Source organism: Paenibacillus sp. FSL R5-0470 (assembly GCF_037975205.1).
In the GTDB taxonomy this organism is placed as follows: Bacteria; Bacillota; Bacilli; order Paenibacillales; family Paenibacillaceae; genus Paenibacillus_AQ.
Genome location: NZ_CP150238.1, coordinates 5,092,652 through 5,112,585, shown reverse-complemented (window position 1 = coordinate 5,112,585; position 19,934 = coordinate 5,092,652). Strand labels below are relative to the sequence as shown.

10 protein-coding genes are annotated in these 19,934 nt (G+C 44.3%); 7 read left to right on the top strand and 3 right to left on the bottom strand.

Going from position 1 to position 19,934, the window contains the following annotated elements; all coding sequences use genetic code 11:
- The first annotated feature begins 164 nt into the window (after positions 1–164).
- Positions 165–1,706, top strand: coding sequence for a response regulator (locus MKY99_RS22640; RefSeq protein ID WP_076284715.1), 1,542 nt, complete (start codon positions 165–167; stop codon positions 1,704–1,706).
- A gap of 286 nt (positions 1,707–1,992) precedes the next feature.
- Positions 1,993–6,801 (top strand): S-layer homology domain-containing protein, encoded by a 4,809-nt coding sequence (locus tag MKY99_RS22635; RefSeq protein WP_339266466.1) that lies wholly within the window; start codon positions 1,993–1,995, stop codon positions 6,799–6,801.
- Positions 6,802–7,197: 396 nt separating this feature from the next.
- On the opposite strand, the gene MKY99_RS22630 is transcribed toward MKY99_RS22635, so the two are convergent.
- Positions 7,198–8,952: a sensor histidine kinase gene (locus tag MKY99_RS22630; protein ID WP_076300759.1), complete on the bottom strand. Its 1,755-nt coding sequence runs from the start codon at positions 8,950–8,952 to the stop codon at positions 7,198–7,200.
- Positions 8,953–9,179: 227 nt separating this feature from the next.
- On the opposite strand from MKY99_RS22630, the gene MKY99_RS22625 reads away from it, so the two are divergent.
- The 3 genes from MKY99_RS22625 (at position 9,180) to MKY99_RS22615 (ending at position 12,805) form a co-directional block, all read left to right on the top strand.
- Positions 9,180–10,136: an ABC transporter permease subunit gene (locus tag MKY99_RS22625; protein ID WP_094876932.1), complete on the top strand. Its 957-nt coding sequence runs from the start codon at positions 9,180–9,182 to the stop codon at positions 10,134–10,136.
- Positions 10,137–10,163: 27 nt separating this feature from the next.
- Complete coding sequence (locus tag MKY99_RS22620) at positions 10,164–11,054, top strand: carbohydrate ABC transporter permease (protein WP_042190738.1); 891 nt, start codon at positions 10,164–10,166, stop codon at positions 11,052–11,054.
- Positions 11,055–11,191: 137 nt separating this feature from the next.
- The gene (locus MKY99_RS22615; protein ID WP_339271754.1) at positions 11,192–12,805 is read left to right on the top strand and encodes an extracellular solute-binding protein; all 1,614 of its coding nucleotides are present in this window, start codon (positions 11,192–11,194) and stop codon (positions 12,803–12,805) included.
- A 68-nt stretch (positions 12,806–12,873) separates the two neighbouring features.
- Here MKY99_RS22615 and MKY99_RS22610 read toward each other — a convergent pair whose 3' ends face one another.
- A complete protein-coding gene (locus MKY99_RS22610; RefSeq protein WP_339266463.1) occupies positions 12,874–13,725 on the bottom strand; it encodes a helix-turn-helix domain-containing protein in 852 nt (283 codons plus the stop codon).
- 131 nt (positions 13,726–13,856) lie between these two features.
- On the opposite strand from MKY99_RS22610, the gene MKY99_RS22605 reads away from it, so the two are divergent.
- Both MKY99_RS22605 and MKY99_RS22600 read left to right on the top strand, forming a co-directional pair.
- Positions 13,857–16,322: a glycoside hydrolase family 2 protein gene (locus tag MKY99_RS22605; RefSeq protein WP_339266462.1), complete on the top strand. Its 2,466-nt coding sequence runs from the start codon at positions 13,857–13,859 to the stop codon at positions 16,320–16,322.
- Between the two features lie 267 nt (positions 16,323–16,589).
- A complete protein-coding gene (locus MKY99_RS22600; protein WP_339266460.1) occupies positions 16,590–18,773 on the top strand; it encodes an alpha-galactosidase in 2,184 nt (727 codons plus the stop codon).
- Between the two features lie 44 nt (positions 18,774–18,817).
- Here MKY99_RS22600 and MKY99_RS22595 read toward each other — a convergent pair whose 3' ends face one another.
- Positions 18,818–19,696: an AraC family transcriptional regulator gene (locus MKY99_RS22595; protein WP_042190729.1), complete on the bottom strand. Its 879-nt coding sequence runs from the start codon at positions 19,694–19,696 to the stop codon at positions 18,818–18,820.
- Positions 19,697–19,934: the final 238 nt, after the last annotated feature.

Sequence of the window (19,934 nt, the reverse complement as noted above, 5' to 3'; positions counted from 1 at the left end):
AGGGCTATCCGGTCTGTTATGGACCGGATAGCCCTTTTGCCGATGTCTGCAAATTAACGATTCATGCCTGAAAATAACTTTCATTTATTTGGATCATAGTAGCCTAAGGGGAAAAGAATATAATAGAAGAAACAGATGCAGACAACAAAGAGGAGGGGACATCAGTGTATAGTATTTTTCTAGTTGATGATGAAGAAATAGGCCTTGAGATGATGAGAGATTATATCCGCTGGGAAGAAATGGGCATTTATGTCGTCGGAACTGCGAGTAATGGTAGAGAGGCTCTAGAGAAGATAGAGGCCATTAGACCTGATATTATTCTTACAGATGTCCAGATGCCGATTATGAACGGTATTGAAATGGCTAAAAAAATACATGAGAGCTATGACTGGATGCAGTTAATGTTCCTGACTGGGCATGACGAATTCAACTATGTAAAATCGGCTCTAAATGTAGGTGCTGTTGGATATTTACTGAAGCCCCTCGACTTGAATGAAATTGGAAGCGTTATCGCAAAGGTGAAGCAGCGCTGTGAGGAAGTTCAAATGAAGAAACGTTCCATGGAGGCGGCTAAAACGAACCTTCTTAAGGAGCTTTCCTATGAAAAAAATGCGGAACATGCTGCTGATCTGGCGACCAGCTATTGCAAGCTTACCCGTGAGTCTGAGAGGAATCGCTACGCAATGGCGTTGTTCAGTATCGATCCGATTGAGGCAGAGGGGGAACAGCAGAGTCTGGAGGATTGTAAGAACCGGTTGGTAGCTTTTCTGGATCATTTCTTCAAGTCGAAGAATATAGAGACGGTATTTGTGCCCTACAAAGATGGGGAGGTAGGTGTGTTTATGGAAGCACGCCAACAGCCTGGGTATTATGCGTGGGAGGATTTGGCCGCGGCTATCCGAAGTGGACTGGATTTCACAGTGACGGCAGCAGTCGGTGCACAGGAAACCGAATTAACGGAGGTTCATTGTCTGTATAAGCAGACGCGTGAAATCCTAAACGAGCGTTTCTATAAAGGTACGGGTTCAATTATTCATGCCTTGGCGATTTCAAACCAGTTTGATAGTGAGCATGTGCCACCTTTTAATAGAAAAGAGTGGTTTGAAGCTATCAATCAGCTAGATTTCGAGCAAGCCGCACAGAAGCTGCATCAGTATTTCGAGGGGCTAGCCACACTAAGAATCAAGAAAAAAAATATCTGCGATTGGGCGATTGATCTTGTCGACGAGCTGCTGGAGCAACTGCATCAACCTGTTCCTGAGGGGGTTAAACGGGCGGAGTTATATCATTCCATCTATAATGCACTGACTTTAAATGAGATTGAGGATTTGATCCTGGGCACTGCAGGCAATGCTATGAGCTTGCTGGGTGAGCGGCTTATGGACAAAAACACGAAGCTAGTTCACAAGGTTCGCAGTGTGATCGACCAGAATTTTGATCAGCCGATTACGATCAATAGCTTATCTGATCAGGTTTATTTATCGCCCAACTATTTACGCTCCATTTTTAAAGACAAGACTGGTATCACGATTCACGATTATTTAACACGTATCCGGCTCGATAAGGCTACAGAGTTGCTGGCTGACGGTTCGCTCAAAATTCAGGATATCGCCCAAAGAGTCGGTTACGAAAGCACGTCTTATTTTATCTCCCTATTTCTGAAGAACCAAGGAGTTACACCTAACGAGTATAGGAAGAGTCTATGATTGTGCCAGCGCTTCAGTTCGGCAAATAGGAAATAAAGTTACTTTCCCTTACGAATAGTAAACTTGCGATATGGATATTAATCCCTCTGCTTTTTACAATTAAGCATGTATTATAACTAGCACATGTGAGGGGCTTCATTCATCAAGGCAATCAAAGGAGTTTTAGTTCATCGAAAATCGGTAGCGCTTTCAAGATGCTTCTTAACCAACTCCTTTGATGACTTGATGGACAGATATAGCCCGAATATCACAAAAGTGCAAGGAGACCTACAAACGGAGGGATTAAATGTTTGGGAAAGCAATGAAAAGAGGATTTTTGTTCTTTGTCATCATCTGCTTGGTAATAGGCAGTGGCGGTCAGTTTGTCAGTACGGTTTATGCCGATGATACGGAGAATACTACCTATGAAGCTGAAGCTGATGGAAATGCTATGACTGGCAATGCTTCTATTTCTGAACACCCAGCGGCTTCCGGGGGGCAGAAAGTCGGAGGCATGTATCAAGGAAGCACTTTGCAGTTTAATCATGTGACTGTAAGTGAGAGTGGGAATTATAAAATTACAGTGTACTATATCTCTGGCGATTCGCGGCCATTCAATATCAGTGCCAATGGCGGCGATAAGCAGTTTGAAGAACCACCCAAGACAGTGGATTGGGATACGGTGGGAACTTATGATGTGACACTTCCGCTGAATGCTGGAGAGAACAGCATCCTGATTGATGACAACAACTGGTATTCTCCAGACATCGACAAGATCGTAATTCGTGGACTGGACGACAGCGACCCAGGTGAAGGATCTGGAGGCGACTGGAAGGAGAAGCTGCATGGAACAGTCATCGAAGCTGAAGCGCTTGAAAATATAATTACAGGCAACGCCAAGATAGCGGACAGCAGTGTTGGTTCCGGCGGGAAAATTGTAAAGGATATGAATAAAAACAGTACTTTACAGTTCACAAATGTCACTGTGCCGGCAGCGGGAACGTATTTGATCCGTATTTCCTATATTTCCGGTGACCAGCGACCTGTCTATATGCAGGTGAATGATGGACTGGATGAATTGATTGATCTGCCAAAGACGGCAAGCTGGGATACGGTAGGAACTTATGATGTGGAAGTCTCCTTGCAAGAAGGGTTGAATAAGATCACTTTCTCGGATCATGACTGGTACTCTCCAGATTTCGACCGGATTGAAGTCATTCCATATACGATCAGTTATGAAGCGGAGTCTCCGGTCAATGATTTAACTGGAGAAGCACGAGTTGGCGATAGCCCTAATGCTTCTGGTGGTCAGAAGGTAGGGTATCTGAATGGTGGCAGTTCCTTAACTTTCAATAAGATTATGGCTCCTATGACAGGGGATTATCGAATTACGGTAGCTTATTTCTCAGGTGACCCGCGCAGCTTATACGTCAGCGCTAATGGTGGGGCAGAGCAGTATTATGAACTGCCCAAGACACCAGACTGGGATACGGCTCTCACATATGAGCTTACACTGCCCCTGAACGAAGGCGAGAATACAATCAAATTCTCAGACGGCAATTGGTATGCGCCAGATCTGGATCGCATCATTGTAGAACCGGCAATGGGAACAGATCCTAATCCTCCAGTTGAAGAGGATGGTGATCTGGGGACACCAGGGACTTCGAATAACTACGGGGCCATCACAGTTACCGAATATACTTATGGAACGCTCGTATCGAATGGACAATATGAGGTTTCCTTTCATACTAAGTCTGGATACGCAAGCTACAAGTGGACGGATGGTCAGAAGCTGCAAGGAATCTATAGTAGCATCAAACTCGGTGATACTCTCGTTGAGACTACAAGCTATGAGAATCATGCAATTGCTGGTGCTCCAGTAGAAATTCAGGATGGCTTCGGCAAAGGGGTGGAGCTTACTTTTGTTCACACCTCAGCTGGACAGCCAACGCTCAAACAGGTTTACAAGTTTTATGATGATCAGAAGTATTTCTTAACTCGTCTGGATGCCATTAGTGATACTGCGCTACAGACTAATTATATGTCGCCTATTACCGTAAAACGTTCAGGTGGAGTAGATATCGGTGTCAGTGCAGATAACCGGGTACTGACCGTTCCTTTTGACAATGATGCTTGGATTCGTTATAAATCTCAATCTATGAACCGAGCGGATACCAGCTATGAAATGACGACTATCTTTAATAACTCGACACGCAGCGGCCTTGTACTCGGGTCGGTAACTCATGATACGTGGAAGACCGGGATCGACTGGAAAGGTTCTTCTAATCGGCTGAATGAGCTAGCGGTTTATGGCGGAGCAGCCAGCGACGTTACACGGGATACCCAGCCTCATGGCATCCTTACAGGCGCAGAATTGTCTTCGCCGATGATTATGGTGGGGGCATTCAGTGATTACCGCACAGGACTTGAGGAATACGGAAAAGCTAATGCGATCATCACACCTCCACTGTTGCTGAATCCTAAGTTGCCGCAAGGTGTACCTGTTGGTTTTAACAGCTGGGGAGCTTACGAAGGTACACTTTCATACCAAGACGTTGTGGATGTCTCCAATTATTATAAGGAGCACTTAAATGATTTCAATAATAACGGTAATGTATTTATTAATATGGATTCCTATTGGGACAATTTGAATGATAAGCAGCTTGCTGACGCTGTATCAGTAATTAAGGGCAATGGTCAGCATGCAGGTATCTATTGGGCACCATTTGTATATTGGGGCAACAATATGAGCCAGCCGGTAGAGGGTACCGACAATAAGTATACGTATGGCGATATTGTCCTCAAAGATGCCGAGGGCAAACCGCTGCCGACGCTGGATGGGGCTTTTCCTCTGGATGTGACACATCCAGGTGCTAAACTGCGCATGAATTATTTTTTGGACAAATTTAAGGATCTGGGCTTTACCTTCATCAAATTGGATTTCTTGACGCACGGTTCGCTTGAGGGACAACATTTCGATCCAACCATAACGACAGGGATTCAAGCTTACAATGAAGGAATGCGTTATGTGAAAGATCGTTTGGATGGAAAAATGTTCATTAGCGCATCTATTGCGCCAATCTTTCCAAGCCAATATGCACACAGCAGACGTATTTCCTGCGATACCTACGGCAAGATCAATGAAACGGAATACATGCTGAATTCGTTAACTTATGGATTCTGGCAAAATGGCACGATTTACACCTATACGGATCCCGATCATTTAGCGTTGGCCCGCGCTTCCAGCTTAACTGAAGCTCGCAGTCGAATGAACTCTGGCGTCATCGCCGGTACCGTACTTCTCGGCTCTGATGATGTTAACGATCCAAAGGCACAGGAGTACATGACTGCCTTGTTTAACAACAAGGAGGTTCTCGAATTAGCGTTAAAAGGAAAAGTATTCAAGCCGCTGGAAGGAAATACGAATGCGAATGCAGCGGATACTTTTGTTATGAAAGACGGCAACGATTATTATATGGCCGTATTCAACTACAGTGCCAATGCCGCGGCAGACAAAGCAGTGAATCTCGGTCGCGCTGGACTGGATGCAGCGGAATCGTACACGATGCAAGACCTTTGGACAGGAGAGGTTTCGACGATTTCAGGAACACTCGCATTGTCCTTGCAGCCGACTGAATCAAAATTGGTAAAATTAACAGCTGCACCTAAGAAAGTAACAGGTGTAACGCTAGATAAGACAGAGCTAACATTGACCGCTGGTGAAACCGGCAAGCTGACGGCTACGCTATCTCCGGAAGAGGCGGCGAATAAAGCAGTACACTGGACTTCGAGCGATACGTCTGTTGCCACCGTAGTGTACGGAACGGTAACGGCTGTAAATGCTGGGAAAACCACAATTACTGTGGAAACGGTAGACGGCGGCTTCAAAGCTACGGCAGAAGTTACAGTCAAAGCAGCCTCCACTGTAGAACCGGGAAATCCTGAAGTCCCTGCGAATCCGGGTAACAACAACGGTACTCCTGGTAGCATTGTAGATCAAGAGAATGGCGCGGGCACTCTAATCCTTACGTCAGAGATGCTGAAAGTAGATAGTGTGTCTGGTGAAGTAAACGTGGAGATAAAGGGAGATATACAGCAAATACAATTATCTTCTGATGTAGTTCGTCAGTTGGCGAATCATACGCTGGTTTTGAAGTCCGGTAAGTTCTCCATAAAGGTGCCTGCGGATCTGCTCCGTCAGTTGCAGAACAAGCTACCGGAAGCTCAGCGGGATGATAGCACGATAACCCTGAAATTAGTACCACTGAGCAATAAGGCTAATGAGATCATTGCAGCAGCGGCGGGAACTACTCAAGCACAGGTTAGACTCATGGGGGATGTCTATGAGTTCAGTCTGTCAGTGACCACGAAAACTGGCACAATAGAAACGCTCTCTACGTTTAATCAACCCATTACGCTAAGTCTGACAGTGGGAGAAGGTTTTGATTCCAAGCGTGGAGGCATTTACTATATTGCGGATAACGGTAAGCTGGAATATATCGCTGCGAATTATGCTGATGGTGTATTGACAGCACAAGTTAACCACTTCAGTAAATATGCTGTGCTGGAGCTCAAACGGACCTTTGTCGATGTGCCAGCCAATCACTGGGCTAGTCCTGCAATCCAAGAGCTGGCGGCGAAGCTGTATGTTCAAGGGACTAGCAAAGACAAGTTTGAACCAAACCGTGCGATTACGCGTGCCGAGTTCACCTCTATGCTCGTTCATTCCCTAGGGTTGACCACAAGGGGGGATGTTAGCTTTGTTGATGTTGCACCGTCTGCTTGGTACGCGGAGTCCATTTCTATCGCTTACAAGGCGGGCATCGTGAGCGGCAGAAGTGCGACCAAGTTCGAGCCGGCTGCACAGATTACCCGAGAAGAAATCACGGTCATGTTAATGAAAGCTTATGAGCTGAAGAATGGTAAAGTAACTGTTGCTTCATTTGACGCGGCATTCAAAGATATGAAGCAGGTCTCCTCTTGGGCAGCCGCTTCTGTAAAGGGAGCAGCCAGCCTAGGACTGGTTCAAGGTCAAAATGAAGGTCTATTTGCACCAAAAGGGATCGCTTCCCGAGCAGAAGCGACCCAAGTGATTTATAACTTGATTATGAAGTAAAACATTGCAAATATACAAATGAACGAAGGAGTTAAGCAATCTCTAGATGCTTAGCTCCTTCGTTTTTGGTGTTCACTGAAGCTTTATTAAAATGATAATGGTTATATCGAGGGGCTCGTGGCAAGCTCGTGGTAACTAGGCTAGGTGAGAGCGATTAGGGAAAATCTCCCTAAAAATAGCCAAAAAATTCTTGGATGCGATGTAATTAGGGAAATCCTCCCTAATAATCGGGCGAATTCTGAATTTACCTCCAAATCAGCAAATAATCAGGGAGGATTTCCCTGATTATCAGTATAATGAGCAAAAATCGCCAAATTTCAGGGAGGATTTCCCTAATTGTTAATCAATATTTCTGATTTCTCAATAAGCTTTGCGGTTATTCAGATGCGTCGTTCCTTACATTTCCTTTTGTGGTAAGCGAATTTGCACAGTGGTTCCTATTCCGAGCCTACTAAACACTGTAACGCCGTAATGCTCACCAAACCTCAGTTTTATCCGTCGATCTACGTTTGAAATCCCATAACCTCGCCCGGGTTTATCGTCAAGTAAAGTGTGAAGTGTCTCACGGCTCATCCCCATGCCATCATCAATTACAGATAGAATAATATCACTATTTTCGACTATGCCTTTGATATGAATATTTAGCGGGCTTTCCTGATTCCACACCGCATGAAGCACCGCATTTTCTACAAAAGGCTGCAAGGCTAGCTTGACTGTAGAGTAAGGTAAGATCGCTTCATCAATATTGTAGGTGATGTTCAGTTGTCCTTTGAATCGGATCAGCTGAATGGCATTGTAGCTTTGCGTCAGCTTCAATTCTTCATTAATAGTTAAGATGCTCTTTCCTTTATTCAGGGAGATGCGATAAAACTTGGCGAGATGAAGCACCAAATCCTGAATGCGAGTATCTTGATGTTTTAGGGCAAGAGACGAAATGGAGCCCAGTGTATTGTACAGAAAATGGGGGTTGATCTGGGCCTGAAGCAGGTCAAGCTCTGCCTCCTTGTTCTGTAGCTCCTTCTGATACACTTCGGTGATTAGACTCTTTAAGCGTGTAGTCATTTGCTTGAAGGCAAAATGAAGCTGGCCAATCTCATCATTGCCTAAATATTCATCATTCGTAGGGTTGAAGTCACCACGTTCTAGCCGCCGGATCATTCGGATTAACATTCGAATACGCTTGCTAAACATCGATGCAGTAATATAAATCAGCAATAATGCGACGACTATAAAGCCTAAAGAGATTTTGATGATGAGCTCTGACAGTGATTTCGCATCCTGAATGATACTGTCATAAGGGAATATAGAGACGGTTTTCCATCCATTTGTGAGCGTGTTATAGACGGCGAAAGCCTTTTCCCCTTTATATGTAGTATCAAATCTGCCAGAAGGCAATTCATCAAAGTTCTGATCAAGCATTTCCGGCAGACTTGTATTTAATAATTGTTTGTCGGCGGCTGATAAAATAAGGCCCTTGTCATTAACGATAAAAATATCTTTGCCGCCTGCTTCTTTCTCCATTAAAGAATAGATCACCGATTCGGATATTTCGAAGACCAGAATACCGTAGGGATATTGGTTGCGATTATTGTTCAGTAACCTAGCCAGTGTAAACATTGCGGGATTATCTTGTGACTGCGGTGAGGACAGATGAATAATATTCCCGTGAGACTGCATCAGCTGCTTGTACAGCTCTGTCTCCTTCACTTCGGGTGTAACCGGCTTGATATAGTAATTATCTTTGGGCAGTGATGGATTGTCGGAATAAATGAAAACGCTACCAAAATCGGGATAGGCAGCCATTACCGTGTCTATACGATTGCCAATATATTGATAGACGTCTAGATAAGATGGATCATCTTGATATTCGCTCGTGAGGTAAGTGGCTAGCCTATTATCCAAGTAAATAGAAGCGGAAATATGCTCATAGCTGTCCAGTTTGTTTTCCAGGTTCTTGTTGATCTGGGCCGTTGAATTCATCATATTGATGTAGATTTGATCGGTCAGCTTTGATTTTGTAAGTTCGAATGAAAAATAGACAAAAAGCATCATTGGAAGAATGGTGACCAGAACGAACACGAGGAATAGCTTGGAGCGAAAGCTAAGGTCGATAAAAGGCATATAAATATACTTTTTGTAAAAATGACGCATCGTAGAAGTCCCTTCTTTACTGTGAATTCACGGAAAGCCAAGTTTATCATATCAGACTGAATATCGAAATCCAATGCTCGAATGTTCAGAAACTCCTTTAAAAAGCGCTATCATTCGGAGGATTGAAGTATAGAAAGGAGCTCTATACGGACTTAAGATAAATAGGAGAGAAGCTGAATCGAGATGTAGCAGGGCATGCTGCACTAAATAAAAAGGGAGGGTATTTGATGCATAAAGCAAGCGCTATCAAAACAGTCAGGGGCAATAATTTTTGGTACAGATTAAAAGAGCAGAAATGGTTATTTTTGCTAATGCTCCCTGCCATAATTGCGACATTGCTATTTTCCTATGGACCTATGTTTGGTATGTATATGGCATTTACAAACTATCAACCGGGTGGAGGAACATTTTTTCAACAATTTTTCCATGCTGACTTTGTTGGCTTTAAGTGGTTTGAATATTTCTTTACCACAGGAGACTTCTACCGTGTAATGCGTAATACGCTTGCGACAAGCCTCTTGACCTTGTTATTCGGGTTTCCTGCGCCGATCATACTCGCGCTTGTGCTGAATGAAGCCAAACAGGGATTTTTCAAACGCTTTACGCAGACGGTTTCTTATCTACCGCATTTTATCTCATGGGTTATCGCCGCTAACATTGTAATTACGCTGCTAGCTTCCGATGGGATGTTCAACAATCTTCTAGTAACGCTCGGGATTGTTGACGAACCGGTAGCTTTTCTACAAAACGGACCCTTATTCTGGTGGATTATCGCCTTATCTAATATGTGGAAAGAAATGGGTTTTAGCGCCATTATGTACCTAGCTGCAATATCCGCTATTAATCCAGAGCTTTACGAAGCCGCAAGAGTAGATGGAGCTAGCCGATTCAAGCAAATGTGGAATATTACGCTCCCTGCTTTACGTCCAACTATCGTGATATTGGCCATTCTTGCAGTCGGAGGTATTTTGAATGCCGGCTTTGAACAACAATATCTGTTGCAAAATAACACTGTACTTGAGTACTCGGAAGTTATCGATATTTATGCATACAAATACGGGTTACAAAACAGCATGTTCTCCTACGGGGCTGCCGTGGGGGTATTCAAATCCGTTATTGCCTTCATTCTTGTTGTAATCGTGAATCGAATTTCTAGAAAAGTGAACGACCAAGCGTTGTTCTAAATAACAAAATGGAGAGGAGCGCTTGAGATGTTTTTGAACAGATACGGAGATCATATCTTTAAGTGTTTTGTATATTTGATTCTTATCCTTGTATTGCTAGTTACCTTCTTACCTTTTTGGAATATTCTCGTTCTTTCATTAAATGCTGCTGAGGATACTGTTCGGGGCGGCGTCTACTTTTGGCCAAGAGATATCACCTTTGATAGCTACAAACAAATTTTGAAAGATACCGAAATTATGAATGGGATATGGGTAACGGTTAAACGGACCGTAATTGGTGCACCACTGTCGGTTCTTGTGATTACGATGCTTGCTTATCCGCTAAGCCGGCGGAATTTGATGGGACGCAAGGGCTGGAACCTTTACTTCGTCTTTACGATGTATTTCGGAGGCGGGCTGATTCCTTACTACATGGTGCTTAAAGCCCTGAATATGATCGACACTTTCTCCGTTTTTATTCTGCCAGGCTTGATGAATGTCTTCTATATGATTATTGTCCGTACCTTTATGGAGGGATTACCTGGTGAGATTGAGGAGTCAGCGAAAGTAGATGGAGCGAACGACTTAATGATTTTCTTCCGGATTGTGCTGCCGTTAACAACACCAGTACTTGCGACAGTGGGCCTCTTTCAGGCAATATCGCATTGGAACTCGTGGTTTGACTCCTATGCATTTACTTACAGCTCAGACCTGAAGACCTTGCAAGCGGTCCTCGTCAAAATACTGAGTCAGTTCCAGACCGGAGGTATGGTATCGCAATCGCAAATGCTGGCAAACTCCGCCAAGCGAAATGCTGTTTCAAGCGATACGATCCGGATGGCAGCGACGATGGTTGCAACATTGCCTATCGTTCTAGTATATCCGTTCCTGCAAAAGTATTTTGTTAAGGGTATGACTTTGGGAGCTGTTAAGAGTTAATATGATTAAATAACCGAACGCCAGCCGGAGAGGAGTTGTCCAGCTGGCGGCCCTGAAGGGGGGTGAGCGGACAGACTTGCTTGGTTGCTTGATAGACTTGTGACGTAACTTAATTAATGGGAGGAATTAGGGTGTCTATGATAAAGAAAAACAAATTGTTGAGCGTAAGTATAACTGCTGCATTATCTGCTTCACTATTAGCGGGCTGTGGCTCTAATGATGGAACAGACAATACAAACAAAGCGGCTGGAGACAATACAAAACAAGAGCCGATTACACTTACATGGTTTGATTCAAATACTAAGGGAGAGCCTTTTACTGATGCTGTCGCCCAAGAAATCACTAAAAAGACTGGCATTGAGATCGCTATTCAGCAGCCAACAGGAAATCCGACAGAGAAGCTAAGCTTGATGCTTGCCAGCGGTGACTATCCGGATGTGGTCGTGATGAGCCGTGGGGATGCTTCACTTGATAAATACATTACAAGCGGTGCCTTTATTCCACTCGATGAGCTGATTGAGAAGAATGGCCCTGATATCAAGGAAATGTATGGCGACACACTGACCAAGACTCGTTATAAAGATGGAAAGAACTATTACTTGGCTAACTGGTATGGACTAGATAGTGATCCAGTCTTCGGGATGCTGATGAGAAAAAATCTGCTTGCAGATCTGGCACCGGACAAAGCAGATGGCAGAGCACCGCTTACAACAGATGAATTAGAAGCGATTTTGAAGGATTTTAAAGCGAAAAACAAAACGATTGATGGAAAAGAATCGATTCCAATGACCATGAACGGCGAGAATATGGGCGCCAACCTTGGAACATTCAAAGGCATGTGGGGTCTGAAAACTTACTATGATAACAATGGAACATTGCAATATGATGTTAAGGATCCAAAGTATCGTGAAATGTTGCTCTACGTAAATAAATTATACAGAGAAGGTCTGATTGAGAAGGAATTTGCGATTAGCAAAACGCAAACTTGGGTTCAAAAGCTGGCTACTGGCGCAGTATTCTCCACACCAGGCGCTTACTGGGATCCAGGTAACGGGAACGGAACTTTGAAGAAGGATGGCGGAGAAGATAATCAGCTCTTCCCATACAAGGTTGTTGCCCCTGGAGTAGACCCTGCCCAAACGACATTTGGACCAAGAAGCTCACTTGGATGGGATGCTATCGCTATTACTAAGAACAACAAGCACCCTGAAGAAACAATGAAGCTGTTCAATTTCTTGGCAAGTGATGAAGGACAGCATTTGCTGCTGTGGGGCCAAGAAGGCGTTCAATACACCATGGTGGATGGCAAGAGACAACCGGACCCTGCATTCTTGGATAGCTTCAAGGAAAACTGGGACGACACAGTCAAGAAGAGCGGTGTCCGCAAATGGTTGTGGTTTATCAAAAATGGTCTGGATGCAAATGAACAGCCTTACGATATGGCCGTTAAATATCAACGCAGTGAAGTAGATCAGATGGCAATCAAGAGTCTTGGGGATTCCGTATGGGATACAGCGGCATATGACAACTTGAGCCCTGATGGCGGAACACCTGAAGCACTGACTGCACAGAAGGTAAAAGATATTATGGATCAAAGCATTACGAGAGTAATCATTGCTCCTACTGAAGCCGAAGCCAATGCGACATTCGATAAGATGCTTGCGGAAATGAAAAAGGCTGGGGATGAGAAAGTAGAAGAAATCATTAACCAAAAGTACGCAGAGCGTATGGAGCTGTGGAATTCAAAATAATTATTGTAAGGGCTTCCTCTCTGCATTCAGGCAGAGGGGGAGCCTTTTTCTATGTTTTCAAATGTTAATTAAACTAGTCTATTAGCATGCGCATTCTTGCGGAAATCCAGCGGAGCCTGGTGATAGTACTTTTTGAATTGATGATAGAAATGGCTGACATTGTCAAAGCCGGACTCCAGAGCAATTTCGACCACACGTAGTTCAGTAGTAAGTAGCAGATTACGTGCCACGTTGAGCTTAAGTTGGTTGATATATTCTGTTGGTGTCTGGTTCAAGTACTGGCGAAAGGCCCGGTTGACATGACCGGCGCTTCTGCCCGATAACTCGTACAGGGCATGAAGGCCTTTGTTTAAGTTTTCTTTTAGATGCATCTTGGAAACGGCATGTTCGAGCCACAGTGGGAATTCTGGCTGCTCGATGGTTTCTGGAGAGAAAAAATGCTGGGTAAGTGTATCTACGAGTATTCCTTTCAGATAAATCCTGGACTTTACTTTGTCTAAGGTAGAAAGCATTCGGATGCGTTCGAAAGAACGAATGAAATCATCCATCTCCATTTGAGATAACATGGCGATTCTAGGGAGCGGAGTATGTAATAGCCCGTGAAGGAATCCTTCTTCATTCAGGTAACTAAAGGCATCATTAATGAGGCTTTTTCGGCAGGGAATGTTCAGAAAGCGGCAATCGCTATCCCCGTCAGCTTCATAGCGATGGGTATCATCGGGCCGGATGAAGACAAGGCAGCCAGATTGAAGAAGCTGGGCAGCCCCGTTGACGATATGCCGGCACCGGCCTTCAGTGAGTATGAAAAATTCATAAAAATCATGCGTATGTTCTGGGGATACCTGACTCAGAGATTCTACCCAGAAGGGATCAGCTAGCAATTCGGGGTTTATATGGCTTGCCTCAGTGTATTTGATCATGTTTTTCCTCCAGTGTTAGTGATGTTAAAATAGCACACTATTTTTGCGAACACAATAGAAGAAATGTATACATATTATTGTTAAAATTTTTATACAAGAAGTCAAAATAGCACATTTGTGGAGGCGAAAATATGCAACTTGTCAATCTAAACGGAAAATGGGAAATGAAACGGCTTCATGAACCGAAATGGCTGGAAGGTAGCGTGCCAGGCTCTGTCTACCATGATTTGTTGAATGCAGGTGAAATGCCAGATCCGTTCTACCGCGAGCAGGAGTATGAGGTTCTGGAACTGTCCAATTACGATTACGAATATAAGCGTAGTTTTCAGCTGGAAGCAGGCGTACTAGAGCATGACCGAGTATTTCTGCTGTGTGAAGGGCTCGATACGCTTTGTGAGCTTTCTCTGAATGGAACTAATATTCTGAACAGTGACAATATGCACCGGACCTATGAAGTGGATATTAAGTCTGTATTGATACCCGGAGAAAATATCATTCATGCTATTTTTCGCTCCCCGGTAGAATTTACCCTAAGAAAGCAAGCGGAGTTGCCGCTTAGTGGATGTGCGGATGCGGTAGAGGGGATATCTCATCTGCGCAAAGCACACTCCATGTTCGGCTGGGACTGGGGTCCAAAGTTACCCGATCTAGGAATCTGGCGTAGTCTCTCTATTCAGGGTTACAACAGTGCTCGCCTTGATGATGTTTATATTACTCAATTCCATGAGAAGGATAAGGTCATGCTGGATGTTCGAGTTAGAACAGAGAGCTGGCAAGCGGCTGATCGAGAAATTGTGGTTAAAGTTCACACACCAGCGGGTCTGTGCATTGAGCATCGTGTGTCTGAAATGATTGGAACGGATCATCATATTGCACTGGAAATTATGGAGCCAGAGCTGTGGTGGCCGAATAATCTCGGTGCTCAGCCACTGTATAACGTAGAGGTTGTAATTGAGGAAAAGGCGCAGGAGTTAGATCGTAGAGAATTGCGGATTGGACTTAGAACCATTACTGTGAAGCAGGAAGAAGATCGGTGGGGAGAATCGTTTGCTTTTGAAGTCAACGGTGTGCTTATTTTCTCTACAGGTGCCGACTATATTCTGGAAGATAATCTTCTACCTCGCGTAACTAGGGAGCGCACGGATCGCTTGCTCCAAAGCTGTGTCGCTGCCAATTTCAATACGATTCGCGTATGGGGTGGCGGGTATTATCCGGATGACTATTTCTATGATCTGTGCGATGAATATGGCCTCATTGTCTGGCAGGATCATCTGTATGCCTGCGGCATTTATGCTCTGACGGAAGCCTTCGAGGAGAATATCACTCACGAGACCATCGATAACATGAAACGTCTTCGCCATCATGCTTCGCTAGGCTTGTGGTGCGGCAACAACGAGCAGGAGCTGGCTTGGGACGAATGGGACTGGGAGAAGCATTACTCACTGCAGCTTAAGGCAGATTATATTAAGCAATATGAGGTGCTTCTACCGGCAATAGCTAAAGAAATTGATCCGAATACCTTCTATTGGCGTGCTTCACCCTCCTCCAAGGGGAGCTTTGACAAGCCGAATGACGAGAATTACGGAGATATGCATTACTGGGGGGTCTGGCATGGGAAAGAACCGTTTACCGATTACCGGAAGCTATATCCGCGCTATATGTCTGAATTCGGATTGCAGTCTTTTCCGGGCTTGAAGACCATCGAGTCGTTTACGCTGCCGGAGGATCGCAATATCTTCTCTTATGTCATGGAGTCCCATCAGAAGAACAATACCGGGAATGAGAAAATTCTCTATTATATTGGGGAGACCTACAAATATCCGAAAGATTTTGAGTCTGTATTGTATGCCTCACAGCTGATCCAAGCAGAAGGGATGCGTTGCGGCGTTGAGCACTGGCGTAGACATAGAGGTCGCTGCATGGGTGCATTGTACTGGCAGTTGAATGACTGCTGGCCGGTAGCTTCTTGGTCCAGTATCGACTATTATGGCCGGTGGAAGGCTATGCATTATGCGGCTAAACATTTCTTCGCGCCGATTCTTGTTTCTGCCCATGACGAAGGAACGAAGGTCTCCCTTCATGTCTCTAACGAAAGCAGAGAACAAGTTATTGGTGAACTGAGTTGGAGACTGCTTACTACGACATCGGAGGTCTTGCTGGAAGGCACAAAGCCAGTGGAGATTGCCGCGTTAAGTACTGCTGAGTTCGAACAGCTTGATTTCGGCCACATACTGGATACGAAAGGGAAGAAACGTGAGACTTATCTGGAATATTCTTTTGAGGTAGAGAGCGAGACAAAGAGTGGCGGCACGGTCCTGTTTGTTAAGCCGAAGCATTTTAGCTTCGTTGACCCTGAGCTTGAAGCTATGCTTACCGAGAAAGAAGAAAAATTTGTCATTACCGTGAAGGCTAAGACGTATGCTCGTTTTGTCGGCCTAGACTTCAAGGAGAGAGATGCCATCTTCAGCGACAACTATTTTGATATGTCGGGTGGTACAACTAGGACCATTACCATCGCTAAAAAAGATCTCGACAAGCCAGCTACGGTGGAAGAACTTCGTGCACAGCTTACTGTACGTTCCGTATTTGATATTTAATTAGGAAGATTCACAGGAAGTAGGCCCTTATCTTGGGGCCTCTTTTTTTATGTATTTTTTTTACTATAGCCGCTAATAATCATTTATTGTTCTGCAAAGCTTAATAACATGAAATTGAATTTTTTATAGATCAATATTTTACTACTTAAGGTATAGATATTAAGATTGTATCCCCTTCCAATTATCTTTAAAATAGACTTCAAACAACAAGATAAATTAAGTCAGTTATATTACAACAAGATCTGATAAGAAGAGTAGGAGGATATTATGAGCATTTATTATGATGACAGCCGCAAGGTGTTTCATTTACAGTCTGAGCAGTCCAGCTACGTTATTGAAGTCGTTAGAGGTGAGCTTCCAGCGCATATCTATTGGGGTCCTAAATTAGAAGGAATAGTGCAGCCGCTGAATTTGGTGGAACGTTGCTCCTTTAGCCCGACCTATACGATGGAGGACAAGAGGATTTCCCTCGACACTATTCCAAGTGAATTTCCGTCTTATGGGAATGGTGATTTCCGGGAACCAGCGCTTGAGGTTCATTTGGTAGACGGTACGACCGTTACGGATTTCCTTTATAAGAGCTATAAGATCAATAAAGGAAAACCTGAGTTAAAGGGACTGCCTTCCACTTATGTTGAAAGTGAAGAAGAAGCAGAGACACTGGAGCTTTTTCTTCAGGATGACAAAAGTGGACTGATTGCTGTATTAAGCTACACCGTGTTTAATAATCAGGATGTGATCACACGTTCTGTGCGGATTGAGAATCAAGGTAAGGACAATGTGGTGCTGAAGCGTGTGTTAAGCGCAAATGTTGACTTCCATGATTCCGATTATGACATGCTGCAATTATCCGGTACTTGGACGAGAGAACGCCATATCTATAAAAGACCGCTTGTACCTGGTATCCACCGAATTGACAGTAAGCGCGGCGCGAGTAGCTCCACGCAGAATCCTTTTATGGCTTTGCTTGCAAAAGATGCAACAGAGGACCACGGTGAAGTATACGGGTTCAGCCTTGTGTACAGCGGAAGCTTTCTTGCGCAAGCAGAAGTGGATCCATACGGTATTTCCAGAGTGGGGATCGGCATTCAACCGTTTAATTTTCAATGGCTGCTTGAACCTGGGGAATCCTTCCAGGCTCCTGAAGCTGTGCTGGTAAGATCCAGTCAAGGGCTTGGGGGATTATCAAGGACTTATCACCGCCTATATCGGACCCGGTTATGCAGAGGCGAATTCCGTGATCGTAAGCGCCCTATTCTCATCAACAACTGGGAAGCTACCTATTTTAATTTTAATGCAGATAAAATCAAAGAAATCGCTCAAGCAGGCAAAGATCTCGGACTTGAACTGTTTGTCTTAGATGACGGCTGGTTTGGGAAACGAGACAATGATGATAGCTCCCTCGGAGATTGGGTAGAGGATCGCCGCAAGCTTCCTGAAGGTCTTGGAAAACTTGGAGAAGATATTACAGCAATGGGCATGGAATTCGGATTATGGTTCGAACCGGAAATGGTATCGCCAGAAAGTGATCTTTATCGTGAGCATCCGGACTGGTGTCTTCATGTACCAGGTCACAAAAGAACGTTAGCTCGCCAGCAGCTCGTTCTGGATTTATCCCGTAAGGATGTATGTGATTATATCGTTGATTCGGTTAGCTCCGTGCTGTCATCGGCTCCGATTACTTATGTGAAATGGGATATGAACCGGAATATGACGGAGATTGGATCTGCTCTTCTGCCAGCGGAACGTCAACGCGAAACGGCTCACCGCTATATTCTTGGACTTTATGATGTGCTGGAGCGTATCGTCACCCGTTTCCCTCATATTTTGTTCGAGAGCTGCTCCGGCGGCGGCGGACGATATGATCCGGGAATGCTTTACTATATGCCACAGACCTGGACCAGTGATGATTCGGACGCGATTGAAAGATTGAAGATCCAATATGGAACAAGCATGGTGTATCCTGCAAGTTCTATGTGTGCTCACGTATCGGCTGTTCCTAACCATCAGGTGCACCGTATCACACCACTCGAAACACGCGGTCATGTTGCGATGTCTGGTAACTTCGGCTACGAACTAGATATGACCAAGCTAACTGAAACTGAACGCGAAGATATCCGTAAGCAGGTTTCTGAGTACAAGGAACTGAGAATGCTGATACAGTTCGGTGATTTCTATCGACTGCTTAGTCCATTTGAGGGGAATCAGACTGCATGGATGTTTGTTTCGGATGATAAAAAAGAAGCTTTTGCCACGTATTTCAGAGTTCTGGCCGAGCCTAATGCACCTCTCCGCAGATTGCGGTTGAAAGGACTCGACCCAGCTAAGAACTACAAACTTGAGCTTAACGGTGAAGTGTACAGAGGGGATGAGCTGATGCACTTCGGACTCTCACTTCCACAGCTTGAGGGCGATTTCAAAAGCTTATTATTTGTACTCAAAGAGGTTTAATAAGAAAAGGAGTAAGCCACTGGCTTGCTCCTTTGTTATATGGATCAATTTTCGAAAAATACATGTTTGGTTTGGAACGCCAGATCCTGTTCGCGGTAAGTCGAAGGATTGACCCCAAAATAGGACCGGAAAACCTTTCCGAAGTAGCTGGCATTATCAAATCCGCTTTCCGTCGCAATCTGGTTGATACTCAAATCTGTTGTTTTAAGCTTGGAAGCTGCCAACTCGATCCGCCGTCTTTTTAAATATTCAAAGGGTGAAAGATTGATGTTTTTTTGAAACAGTCTGCAAAGATGATGTTTGGAAACACCAACATGAGCGGCAACATCGTCTAAGCTTAGATTATTATTATGCAGATCATCCTTCATGAATTGAATAGCGGCGTGAAGCTTGTCATTTTTTATATAAGTGGTTAACAAATTTGGTTTCTTGAGGTATTTCTCCATGGACAAGATCCACTGAAAGACTTTTCCCGTTAAAAGATGCAAATCTCTTTCTTCATGAACCTGAATGTCCTTGAATGTACTCCACAATAAATCTATCGAAACCGATTCTTGGGGGAGTTCTACAATTGGACCGCAATGAGCAGCGAGTTGGTTCCAAAGTGAAATCGCTAAAGGCCCCCGCAGATTGAGCCATAAAACTTCCCAAGGCTCGGTGCCTTCTTCCGGATAATAGTACCTGTGTATGCTGGGGACAGTCACTAGAAAAGCTTTGCCCTTCGTTAACCGATGAACAACCCCATCTATTTCAATTCTACCCTCTCCCGATAATGTGTACTGAAAAATAACACAACTTCTCTCCGTCCGGTTCTGGCCGTTGAAGGAGTAGGCAGGTGAATCGAGTTGTTCCCAACCGATAGAATCAAACAGAAGCATGGAAGCTTCTTCTTCCGAACGAAAGGTGTAGGAGGAACGGAACATTAGCAAAATTCCTTTCTAGAAAAAGCTTTTGAGTACAGATCAATAATTTACTACTGTTATTTACTCTATCAAAGTGTAAACTTTTTTCGTTCTCTGTTCAATCTCTGTTGAATACGCAGGTCTGGATGCTCATTTTTTATAGCACATGGATGCACTCTAATGAACTGTGATCTCGTTCGGTCTGGATTAGATTATTCTCAGCTTTAAAAAAATCAGATCCGATGTGGTGGGGGAAATT

What these genes read in the sequence shown, in the direction of transcription:
- MKY99_RS22615 (WP_339271754.1), top strand. Translation starts at nt 11,192, where the DNA reads ATGATAAAGAAAAACAAATTGTTGAGCGTAAGTATAACTGCTGCATTA.
- MKY99_RS22610 (WP_339266463.1), bottom strand. Translation starts at nt 13,725, where the DNA reads ATGATCAAATACACTGAGGCAAGCCATATAAACCCCGAATTGCTAGCT.
- MKY99_RS22620 (WP_042190738.1), top strand. Translation starts at nt 10,164, where the DNA reads ATGTTTTTGAACAGATACGGAGATCATATCTTTAAGTGTTTTGTATAT.
- MKY99_RS22630 (WP_076300759.1), bottom strand. Translation starts at nt 8,952, where the DNA reads ATGCGTCATTTTTACAAAAAGTATATTTATATGCCTTTTATCGACCTT.
- MKY99_RS22595 (WP_042190729.1), bottom strand. Translation starts at nt 19,696, where the DNA reads ATGTTCCGTTCCTCCTACACCTTTCGTTCGGAAGAAGAAGCTTCCATG.
- MKY99_RS22625 (WP_094876932.1), top strand. Translation starts at nt 9,180, where the DNA reads ATGCATAAAGCAAGCGCTATCAAAACAGTCAGGGGCAATAATTTTTGG.
- MKY99_RS22605 (WP_339266462.1), top strand. Translation starts at nt 13,857, where the DNA reads ATGCAACTTGTCAATCTAAACGGAAAATGGGAAATGAAACGGCTTCAT.
- MKY99_RS22635 (WP_339266466.1), top strand. Translation starts at nt 1,993, where the DNA reads ATGTTTGGGAAAGCAATGAAAAGAGGATTTTTGTTCTTTGTCATCATC.
- MKY99_RS22600 (WP_339266460.1), top strand. Translation starts at nt 16,590, where the DNA reads ATGAGCATTTATTATGATGACAGCCGCAAGGTGTTTCATTTACAGTCT.